The 10,127-nt window shown below is 36.2% G+C and carries 9 protein-coding genes and 1 pseudogene; 3 read left to right on the forward strand and 7 right to left on the reverse strand.

Annotation, left to right across the window (positions count from 1 at the left end):
* The first annotated feature begins 97 nt into the window (after positions 1-97).
* From QMD71_09425 to QMD71_09435, 3 genes and pseudogenes are all read left to right on the forward strand, one after another.
* Positions 98-313 carry a hypothetical protein gene (locus QMD71_09425; GenBank protein MDI6841047.1) on the forward strand — a complete coding sequence of 72 codons (216 nt, stop codon included), beginning with the start codon at positions 98-100 and terminating at the stop codon, positions 311-313.
* 132 nt (positions 314-445) lie between these two features.
* Positions 446-1,612: a M20/M25/M40 family metallo-hydrolase gene (locus QMD71_09430; protein MDI6841048.1), complete on the forward strand. Its 1,167-nt coding sequence runs from the start codon at positions 446-448 to the stop codon at positions 1,610-1,612.
* Positions 1,613-1,654: 42 nt separating this feature from the next.
* A pseudogene (locus QMD71_09435) lies at positions 1,655-1,897 on the forward strand (B12-binding domain-containing radical SAM protein).
* Positions 1,898-1,997: 100 nt separating this feature from the next.
* Here the strand turns inward: QMD71_09435 and QMD71_09440 are convergent.
* The 7 genes from QMD71_09440 to QMD71_09470 form a co-directional block, all read right to left on the reverse strand.
* Entirely contained in the window at positions 1,998-4,028 is a 2,031-nt protein-coding gene (locus QMD71_09440; protein ID MDI6841049.1) for a M1 family aminopeptidase, read from the reverse strand.
* A 57-nt stretch (positions 4,029-4,085) separates the two neighbouring features.
* Positions 4,086-4,433 (reverse strand): DUF86 domain-containing protein, encoded by a 348-nt coding sequence (locus QMD71_09445; protein MDI6841050.1) that lies wholly within the window; start codon positions 4,431-4,433, stop codon positions 4,086-4,088.
* Positions 4,430-4,714: a nucleotidyltransferase family protein gene (locus tag QMD71_09450; protein ID MDI6841051.1), complete on the reverse strand. Its 285-nt coding sequence runs from the start codon at positions 4,712-4,714 to the stop codon at positions 4,430-4,432. The genes QMD71_09445 and QMD71_09450 overlap by 4 nt, the downstream gene beginning before the upstream one ends.
* Before the next feature lie 336 nt (positions 4,715-5,050).
* Positions 5,051-5,242, reverse strand: a complete 192-nt coding sequence (locus tag QMD71_09455) for a hypothetical protein (GenBank protein ID MDI6841052.1) — start codon at positions 5,240-5,242, stop codon at positions 5,051-5,053.
* Positions 5,243-5,411: 169 nt separating this feature from the next.
* Entirely contained in the window at positions 5,412-7,355 is a 1,944-nt protein-coding gene (lptD, locus tag QMD71_09460) for an LPS assembly protein LptD (GenBank protein ID MDI6841053.1), read from the reverse strand.
* A gap of 77 nt (positions 7,356-7,432) precedes the next feature.
* Positions 7,433-9,088, reverse strand: coding sequence for a BatA domain-containing protein (locus QMD71_09465; protein MDI6841054.1), 1,656 nt, complete (start codon positions 9,086-9,088; stop codon positions 7,433-7,435).
* Positions 9,085-9,993 (reverse strand): DUF58 domain-containing protein, encoded by a 909-nt coding sequence (locus QMD71_09470; protein ID MDI6841055.1) that lies wholly within the window; start codon positions 9,991-9,993, stop codon positions 9,085-9,087. Before QMD71_09470 ends, QMD71_09465 begins: the two co-directional genes overlap by 4 nt.
* Between the last annotated feature and the right edge of the window lie 134 nt (positions 9,994-10,127).

A 10,127-nucleotide genomic window follows, 5' to 3' on the forward strand; every position in this document is an offset into this window, starting at 1 on the left:
CAATATTTTTGGACTGATAATTTGTGGATATAAAAATATTTATTCAACAAAGCAACAAAGTCTTGACACTTGATTAGGTGTATTATAAACTTAACCTGTGAGTGTAAAGTGGTATTCTGGGTATAAGAGCGAAGAGAAGCCTGTTTCATTTACCTTAGACAACGAGGAACAGCTCATAAATAAGGTAATAGGAGAGGAGTTAGTAGAAAATTCCTCAACTGGTGATAGGAAGCGTATTTTTATAGTTGAAACATCAAAAGGTATTTATAAAATTGTACATGATGGTGATGACCGGATAATAAAAATTCAATGACGAACGACGAAATCCGAATGAGTAGAGATTGCTTCCCCTGAAACAAGTTCAGAGTCACTCGCAATGACAGAAAGGGACTCGCGATGACATTTTAGAAAAACTAAACTATTACAATTCAAAATTAAAGAAACTATGATTCAAGAAGATAGGCTACTTAACGAATTTCTTGAACTTGTCCGTATAGGGAGTCCTTCAAAAAAAGAGGGCAAAATCTCAAGATTAGTTGCACAAAAACTGAAAAAACTTGGGGCAAAAGTTTTCTTTTCCACCGAAGGCAGATCCACATTTAGCGGAGATGAAGCTAGTAAAATAGCAGGAAGTGACGGTTCAAATATTGTTGCTAAGATATACGGTAATCCTGATTTGCCACCCCTAATGCTCAATGCTCATCTTGACACTGTAGGCACAGATGAAGTAATAACCCCAATTGTTGACAATGGTGTCGTAAGGAGTGATGGCACAACAATCCTTGGTGCAGATGACAAGTCTGGTGTTGCAATTATACTTGAAGTATTAAAAGTTTTAATTGAGCAAAATTTATCCCATCCTCCAATTGATGTAGTTTTCACTATTTCTGAAGAAATCGGGCTTCTTGGTGTAAAGAACCTTGACTTCTCAATTTTAGATGCAAAATATGGCTACTCATTGGATACCGAGGAAATATCCGTAATTACTACAGCTGCACCATCTTGTACCAAGCTTTTTGTCAAAATCTACGGTGTAGAGTCTCATGCCGGTGCAAGTCCAGAGCATGGTATATCTGCAATTGAAGTCGCTTCTCAATCAATATCAAGGATGAGGCTTGGTAAAATAGATGAAGAGACAACTGCAAACATTGGTAAGATAAAAGGTGGTACTGCTACAAATATTGTGCCTGGCTATACTGAAGTAGAAGGTGAGGTTCGTAGTCATTCTGATGATAAGCTTGAGTCTCAGACTAAGCATATGATTCAATGCTTCAAAGATGCAGTAAATAAGAGTGGTAAAGTAGTAGATGGCAATCCTATATTTGCGAGAGTAGAAGAAGAAATATCACATGAGTTTAAAAGGTTCTATATTCCGGCTGATGCTCCTGTAGTGCAAAAGGTAATTTCTGCCGGTAAGCGTATTGGGCTTGATATATATATACATAAAGGGGGAGGAGGCTCAGATGCGAATGTATTTAATGAGCATGGTATACCTACAGTTGTGCTTGGGACAGGTATGCAAAAAGTGCATACAAAAGATGAATTTATTAAGGTATCGGACCTTGTATTAGGGGCAAAACTACTTTTAGAAATACTAATATGCGAGTCCTAATCTTTATCTGCTCTAACTCCATTTCCGGGAACGCCTCTTTACCACAAGTTAGACAAAGAGAATAGAATAATTACTAAAGACTGGAGTAAATATGGTGATGTTGTCTTTCAGCCAAAGTTGATGTCACCAGAGATATTTTCTAAAGGCTGTAAATGGGCATGGAAAAAGCTCTATTCATACAACTCAATTTTTGGTAGATTAAGAGCCTTCAAGAGACATTGGTTCTTTCGTTTATTAGTGAATCTTAATTATAAAAAATGGGTTAATAGCTCTCTCTCCAGTTAAGGCTAATAGTTTCTCAAATAATGGGGATGGACTGCTAATTTTTATTGTGTTTTTTGATTGCTGGAATGAACGATAAAAATGGTAGTCCGTTACCTATTTCCTATTTAATAACAATAAATTTACCCTTTGTTTGCAGTTTGTTGTCAATAGATAGGTTATAAAAATATATCCCAGTAGGCAAGTTGTTAATATTCTGTTTTAATATGTATTTGCCCTTAAGTGGGTGATATCTTTCTATTCTACCAACTCTTGCACCTGCTAAATTATATACTGCAAAAGAGACATAGCCCGGTTTATCCAGCTTGTAAGAAATTTCAAAGTAGTCTTTGACAAGTGTTGGAGATTGCTTTGCTGTCACTCGCAATGGCATTTCATTTTTGTCATGATGGGCTTGCTCTTCAACTCCTACAAAAGTAGCCTCCTTTAAAATCCAGTCATTTGGGTCAAACTTAACGCTTGTAGGTGGATAATTTACCAAGAAGCTAAAACTTTGTGTCTCAAGGCTATCCCATGCTACAAATAATGTAGTATCCCCATAAGCACTATATACTTCAATATCAATTGGCATCTTAAAAGTTGGCACATCCCAGTTATGTGGTTGAACCTGATTAATATAAAGGTTTATCCTAAATGAGTCTTGGCCCAGTGAATCCCATCCCCATGACCACTCATACTCTGGGTGGCCTGCTTTGTATATCCACTCATCAAAAAACCAGTCAAGTTCTATCCCTGCTTGGGTTTCGGCAACTGTTTGGAAATCAGCAGTTATAGCATTGCTATATTCGTATGTTTTATAGTAAGTACACAAAATATCAAAAAATGTACTATCTCCAACAATGTGCCTGAGCATATGTAGAACTGCAGCTCCTTTTTCATAAGTGGTTGCACTCCACAATCCACTTCCTGGTGGGTCGTAAATAGGGAATGGGTGGCCGAGTGGGCTATTTTCATAATTAAGGTAATAGTCCATTATGTCTATCATATAATCGTGATATGGAATACCACCTTCCCAGTAATCTGAATGCAATGCTTCGCAGTAAGTAGCAAACCCTTCATTTAGCCATACATCTTTAACACTACCCGGTGTTATTGAGCATCCCCACCATTGGTGTGCAGTCTCGTGTGCAATCAACCACTCATAGTTATGGTTTGGTGGTATGCTAATTGCTAAAAACACATTAGTCTGGTTCTCCATAGCCCATCCTAATGACGGCAGTTGGACGAGTCCGTATTTTTCGTGAAAAAATGGGTATCTCCCTTCTCCACAGGATCCTTCGGAAAATAAATCTGAGAAGAAAGTAAGTATATCTGACACATTTGAGAAAGCAATGAGTGCATCAGATGAGTCTGCCCGTCTTACAAAGTGTATTATAGGCATACTGCTATCACCGTATACAAAAGTATCGTTTAACACTACATAGTCTGATACTGCAAACACTATATACCAAGTAGGGATAGGGTAGTTTTCAACCCAGTGATATGTCACCTTTGTACTAACTGTATCAACATTCTCAAGATAACCATTTGCTACCACTTTATACCCTGCTGGCACAGTGACTGATAGTTCGGATGTCGCTTTATCATGGAATTCATCCTTGCATGGAAACCAGTACCTTGCCCCTATAGGGTAGTTAGTCCAACTCCATGGAATACTCATAACATAAGCAATGCCACTTTGATAGTATATTCCATCAGTTGGTCGTCCACTGTAACTCACACCTATCCTAAATATATCACCATCTGGTATGGTTCCTGCTAAGTCTACTGATAAAATTTGGTCCGGTCCTGTCCCAACTTGCTCATAATCAGCTATACTTCCATTAGCGAGAACCGAATCAATTGTAAGTCCTACAAAGTTAAAGTTAGCTCTTGACAGAGTATCTGTTTTACTTTTAGCTGTAATTTCTGTCCATGCATGTAGGATTAAGTTACCTGGAAAATCAAGTTCAATATTGATATTATAGTGTAACACATCGTATGGGTATGTGCTATCAAACCTAATTGGTGTGGAGATTGGGCATGATGGTTTATGTAAGATAGCTCTGTCAAGTAGTTCAGGATGCTTCACTTTGAGATTCTTCGCTTCGCTCAGAATGACAAGTGTAGGAAGTACGATTAAAAAGAGACTCATATGATGACTTTACAAGCTTTCCTCATAATTTTACCAATTCCTTTTTTTTAATCCAACTCATTTTTTCTCTTCTTTTTCAATAAGACCTTTCAACCTGTTTTTCAATGCAGGAATATCCTTTTTAACTGTATCCCAGACCGCATCTATGTCTACACCAAAATAATTATGTATCAACTTGTCTCTCATCCCTGCCATTTTCTTCCAAGGTATATCAGGATATTTTTCTTTGAATCTTGGCATTAACCTTTTAGTAGCCTCTCCTATTATTTCAATCTCTCTTATAATGCCGGCTTGGATCAGCTTGTTATTCACAAAATTCTTGTATTTCACATCTCCAATATATTCTTCAATCCGGTGTATGGCATCCAAAATATGTCTTAAGTATACAAGGTTATCTTTCTTCATCCGTAAATCACTATCATTTCTTTTTTAATTCTGTCGATTAGATATGGACTTATGGATTTCTCAGTTAGCAAATCTATCTTTATATTTAATGCTTCAGCTAATTCTTGTTCTATCCCCACAATATCAAGAAGGCTTTTTCTTTCTGCAAATTCTACAATAACATCTATATCACTCACTGGCTTTTCTTCCCCTCTAACATAAGAACCAAAAACAGCTACCTTTTTAGCCCCCTGTTTTTTAAGTAGCTGAGCAATCTTTTTAAAAATCTCTTCTCTATTCATTTAACTTAAAATAACCAACCTATTTCGTTTACCTCGTTAGACAGTGAGTATCTAACAAGGTTTATGTTTCAAAACTTTAATGGTCTTCATCATAGAAGTCAAGAAATTAAATTTACATAAGGAGCTATCAAACCTAACAGGCGTAGGTATCAAACAGGATGGTTTATGAAAAATATTCCTGTCAGGTAGCTTAGGATGTTTCACAGAGTTTACCCTGAGCAAAAAGAGATTCTTCACTTTGTTCAGAATGACAAGCGAAGAGTTCAGCATAACAAGTGTAGGAAATATGATTAAGAAAAGGTTCACAATAGTAACCCAATTATATTACAAAGATTTTTACTTGTCAAAAGGTTTTTCAAACAGATAGGATACAGTTAAATTGATATGATTTGCTGCAATAATATAAGCACCTTTCCCTAAAACATTCTCTGCGCCTCTTACCTTTAATGAGTGAAATATTGCAAGGATTATCCGAGTGGCCAGACAAACTGTATAATAAAAAGCCGATTTATTATTTTGCTGTTTCATAAACCTTTTACCTCCTGAATAGCATAATGCCAATAGGAACGGTTCTCTTTTTACACCATTTCATCTTGATTTTTAGCTATTATCTTTTCCTGTCTGTCGGTAGACAGGTCTGCCATTTTCTTTATATATAACTCTTTTCACAATTTTTTCAAGAACTGTCCCCTTGCTTCTATAAGAATATTCCAAATAGTTCTTTTCCTATCTTTATTTCTGGTATTGCTTTGAGTCTGAGCTTAAAATCATACCTCCACCGTTCGCCGTATCTGTCGAAATTGAATACCATATCCCAGCAATGTAAATCGCGGTATAGAGAGAAGCTTTCGTCTATTATTTTACCTTCTTTGGGCGCGATAAATCGTGCCCCTACATTTTGTAAGGCGTATCTCCTTGATAGGCTAAATTTCCAGTTTTTAGTTAGGTTAATGTTAAGATTTCCCCACAAACTCTCATCTCGTTCATTTGCCCAGTTGTAGCTTACAGATATAGAAAAATTCTTCCTCTGTAGTCGTGAATTTATTGTAAGTCTATCAAATTTGAGCTTTTGAATCTCATCATAAGGTTTATAAATTCCATAAGCTTGTAAATCTAATAATGAAATAGGGGTTGAATAGACTGAAATATTAATAGGGTTAATCCTATTCTTATCAAAGTTCCAGTTGCTTTCCAGGTTTGCTTTTGCGAGTGGTATTTTCTTCTCACCAATCAATAATTGGAAGTCATTGGATACAGAGAATGAACAAGAGCGCTGTTTATCAATAATGGAATAAGCTATTGTAGGAGTCATAATATGCCTGAATTCTGGCTTAAAAATAGACCTACCATAAATGTTTGTTGAAATAGATACACTATGCTGCTTGTGATGTGGTTTTTGCATTGGTTCTGGTCTTTTAAATGTGTAAGTATGAGTAGTTGCAGGAGCTACAGATATATATCTAAATAACTTGAAAGGCAAAGAAATTGAAAATACATTATCTGATTGCTGTTTGTATCCTTCGTCACTACTTGAGGCATAGCTTCTTGAATTTGTAATCCCACCAGAGTATGAGAAATAACACCCAAATATTCTCTTTGGATTAAGTGAATAAGTAAGTCTAGGCAGTATTGTTTGCACATTTTCTTTTGTTAAATCTTTACGTTCTTGTGCTAAAAAGTTTATCCCTCCCAAGTCCCATGATTTAGTGAGTGAAAGATATGAAGTCATAATTTTATCAAGTTGAACAAGTCGCTCCTCTTCATAGTCTACTTTATACTGGGCGTCACTGATGAAGTTACCATTTGCCCTGAGATAAAAACGGCTCCCTATCTCTTGTGAGTGTGTTAAATCAAGTGACCATCTTCTATTTTTTTGCTGCTCAGCTATGTATGAAACGATAAAATCCCCTGCTCCCTGAGGTATCGTAATCCACCTCCCTTCAAGTAAAACTCTTTGACCCCTCTTTTCAAGATAGTTAAGTGTAAATGTAGCATCTGACCACTCATTTATTACCCAGTAATAAGCAACATCTTTTATATACCTACCATCAGCATCAGAGCGTCCAACCTTTGGGTAAAGGAAGCCAGACTGTCTCCCCTTTTTTATTGGAAACCACCAAAATGGGGCAACAAAAAGTGGTATCCCTTTAACACATAAAACGAGTGGCTTCGTGAATACCATATCATCAACATATACTTTTAGCTGTCTACCCCAAAAATAATAATGGGGTGGATTCAGGCTACAGGTAGTAAATTTACCATAGTCTATGTTAAGAGTGCGTGTGCCAACTTTTCGTATAATTTTGCCATTAAACCAGCCCTTTTGAATCTGTGTAGCGCCATCCTTGATAATACCTTCACCACTATTTAAGTCGTATTGCATTATCTTACCTGCTATTTCTTGGTCACCAACCCATAGGATAGGGTTACCTGTAGCAGTAACAATATTCTTATTTGATTCATATTTTATTGTATCTGCTTTAGCTCTAACATCAGTAGTCTTAAGTTCAGCCTGTCCGGTAAGCAAGATTACTCCTTCATTCCATTCATAGTGAAGTGTATCACCAGAGTAATATACTGTTCCAGCTGTGTCTTTAAGTTGTGGTTGAATCTCACCAAGAATGAATAGAATAAATAACATAATGCTGAATTCTAAATGCTAAATTCTAAATTGATGTGTGTAATTAAGCATTCATAATTAAGCACTCATAATTTCTATTAAAGCCTCCTTATTACCAGTTCAGCAATAAGTAAAAGGAGCGCAAATGTAAAGACCCACTTTTTAAGACTCATCCATTCCTTTTTCTTATCAATTTTAATCTCTTTATGTATAATTGAATCACTTATATTAACTGCAAACTTTAGGTCATACCTCTCATTAACCCCAGTAATCTCATAGATACCGGGGGCTTCTGGAGTAAAATACACATACATTCCACTTGGCTCAATTTCTGGTGTAAGCTCTTGTGACAGTATAGGACCGACACATTTGTACGATTTGAATTTGTCTACTTTAAACTTAACCAACTCACCAACTTCAAAGTTACACGCTTCTATAGGCTTACCTGCAACATAGTAAGCTATTTGATGCATAACTGGGACAAATAATGGTGATAGGACAAATTCACCTGCAGAATTATTTAATGGGAAAGCTAATCTTAACATACCCGGTTTAGGTTCAATTATTGCAGGAGTGCCATCAGAAAAGCTTGCAATAACATTACCTTCCTTTTTTATAATCTCTCTAGCAGTAAACTTAATTTGCTTAAGTTCGGGTATAAATTTGAACCCTGAAAATATTGGATGCCTTTCTGAAATCCAGTCTAAAGTTAAGAATCCTTCTACTTTAGGTGCACTTGCTGGGCAAAAGATTGTAGGGGTTTGATTAATCAAACCCCTACAAATGTATAGTGGATGAGTCCCAATAAAAACTATCATATTGTAGTTCTCTGGGCTTCTGATTTTTGGGCTCACTTTTACACTAATTCTTCTATCTTCTACCTCTTTTTGGGCAACCTCAACGGTTGGCCCTACATTTGGTGCGAGTGCGTTCTTGATAAAAAAAGCCTCTTCGTAATTGGCGACAACGAGTACTTTCAATTTAGGCAGTTGCGGGTGTACAAAATATCTAATATTATCAATCTTTAGTGCATCGTTCTCAATCCATACTGAGCATTCAGATACAGGCTTATGTAGTGGAAATACAGCTGTAGCAGTTGAATAAGGTGGTATAGAGACCCTTGTTTCAAAAGTTTGAGCGTTTAAAGATAAGTTGACAATTCTATCTCTTTCATTTTTTGTGTGGTTTGATATAAAAGCAAGTAAGCTTGGTGGAGTGTAAGATAAAGAATCAACAGAAAAGTTTTCATCTTTTCCGTTAAGTTCTATTATCTCTATTCCAGTAATATGTGGCAACTTCCCTGCCTTTGTAATCACGTAATCCACTTCTTGTGTATGGATAGAAAATTTCTGATACCTGCACTTATATGGATACGAATCACCAGATGCAAGTATTACTTTACAGCCTTTGGCTTTAAGTCTCTTTGCTATATTTTCTCCTATTTCAAACAGTGTACGGCTATCAGCTTTTGTAAGCATATCATATGAGTTATCAAGAATAACAATCTGTTGTCTCTTTAAAACTGATAGATTTGCAAATCCAAAGACAATAAAAAGCAGACATAGAGTTCGTAAAATAAGCAGTATTATATCTTTAAGTCGCCTAAAAGCCTTCTCTCCTGTTTCAGCCCGTTTAAGTAATGTAATACTTGGGAACTCAATCCTTTTCATCCTTCTTTTATGCCATAGGTGGATGATGAATGGGATAGGTAAAGAGAGAAGTCCAAAAAGTATGAGTGGGTTTAAGAATGTCATCTTGTGGTAACACCTCTTGAGATTATGTTTCTATTTCTGCGTCTTGCAAGATAAAAAGCGAGTGCTTTTTCTAAAGATTCTGATGTCCGTAGCATAAGGTAATCAATATTATTTGAATAAAAGCCATGCTTATAAGTATTTATGAGTTTTTCCATTTCACGCTTGTAAGAAAATCTAATACTTTCGTCTGCTGGCAGTTCATCCTGTGTCTCTAGGTCTTTAAATATCAATGATTCTTTAAATGGTAAATTAAGTTCAGCTGGGTCAAGTATATGGAATACAAGTACTTCATTTTTTCTGTGTCTAAACTTTTTAAGTGCATCAATAACTTCGTCCTCGGGTGCGAGCAGGTCTGATAAGAATATTATAAGCCCCCTTTTCTTAATCTTAACTGCTATCTGTGATAGAGTAGCCATTATTTTAGTCTTTTTAGACGGTTTTGTCTCTTCTAAAAGCTGTATAATATGCGAAAGTTGTATTTTAGTAGACGATGGTGCCAAGTAGTGCTCAATTTCCTCATTAAAGATAGTAAATGAGACTGCATCTTTTTGATGTATGAGTAACCAAGCAAGCGATGCAGATATATAAGCACCGTATTCAAATTTTGATACTCCATTTGACGAATATGCCATAGAATTACTTGCATCAAGTATAATGTAGGCTTTAAGGTTAGTCTCTTCCTCAAACTGCTTAGTATAAAATCTCTCCCTCCTTGCATATGCTTTCCAGTCTATTCTTCGTAGCTCATCTCCCGGCTGATACGGTCTATGGTCAGTGAACTCAACTGAAAACCCATGATAAGGGCTACGATGTATTCCAACAAGGAAGCCTTCAACAACAAGCTTTGCCCTAAGCTCCATTGACTTTATCCTTGATAGCACTTTAGGGTCGAGCCACTTCTGCATAGTTTAATTATACTTCTATTCCTTTAGGTGTCAAGTTTTAACCAGGAGAATTAGCTAGATGCATTAAAAACTTGCTTTATTGAATAATTCACTTTACAAAACTTGCAACACCTTGATTGACACCGATTTATGAG

The organism is bacterium, from assembly GCA_030018315.1.
Taxonomy (GTDB): domain Bacteria; phylum Hydrothermota; class UBA3073; order JACQXS01; family JAGMCI01; genus JASEGA01.

Excerpts from the sequence above, each read along its gene's own strand:
- QMD71_09450 (MDI6841051.1), bottom strand. The coding sequence starts at position 4,714 with ATGAATAGAGAAGAGATTTTTAAAAAGATTGCTCAGCTACTTAAAAAA.
- QMD71_09470 (MDI6841055.1), bottom strand. The coding sequence starts at position 9,993 with ATGCAGAAGTGGCTCGACCCTAAAGTGCTATCAAGGATAAAGTCAATG.
- QMD71_09465 (MDI6841054.1), bottom strand. The coding sequence starts at position 9,088 with ATGACATTCTTAAACCCACTCATACTTTTTGGACTTCTCTCTTTACCT.
- lptD (MDI6841053.1), bottom strand. The coding sequence starts at position 7,355 with ATGTTATTTATTCTATTCATTCTTGGTGAGATTCAACCACAACTTAAA.
- QMD71_09455 (MDI6841052.1), bottom strand. The coding sequence starts at position 5,242 with ATGAAACAGCAAAATAATAAATCGGCTTTTTATTATACAGTTTGTCTG.
- QMD71_09430 (MDI6841048.1), top strand. The coding sequence starts at position 446 with ATGATTCAAGAAGATAGGCTACTTAACGAATTTCTTGAACTTGTCCGT.
- QMD71_09445 (MDI6841050.1), bottom strand. The coding sequence starts at position 4,433 with ATGAAGAAAGATAACCTTGTATACTTAAGACATATTTTGGATGCCATA.
- QMD71_09440 (MDI6841049.1), bottom strand. The coding sequence starts at position 4,028 with ATGAGTCTCTTTTTAATCGTACTTCCTACACTTGTCATTCTGAGCGAA.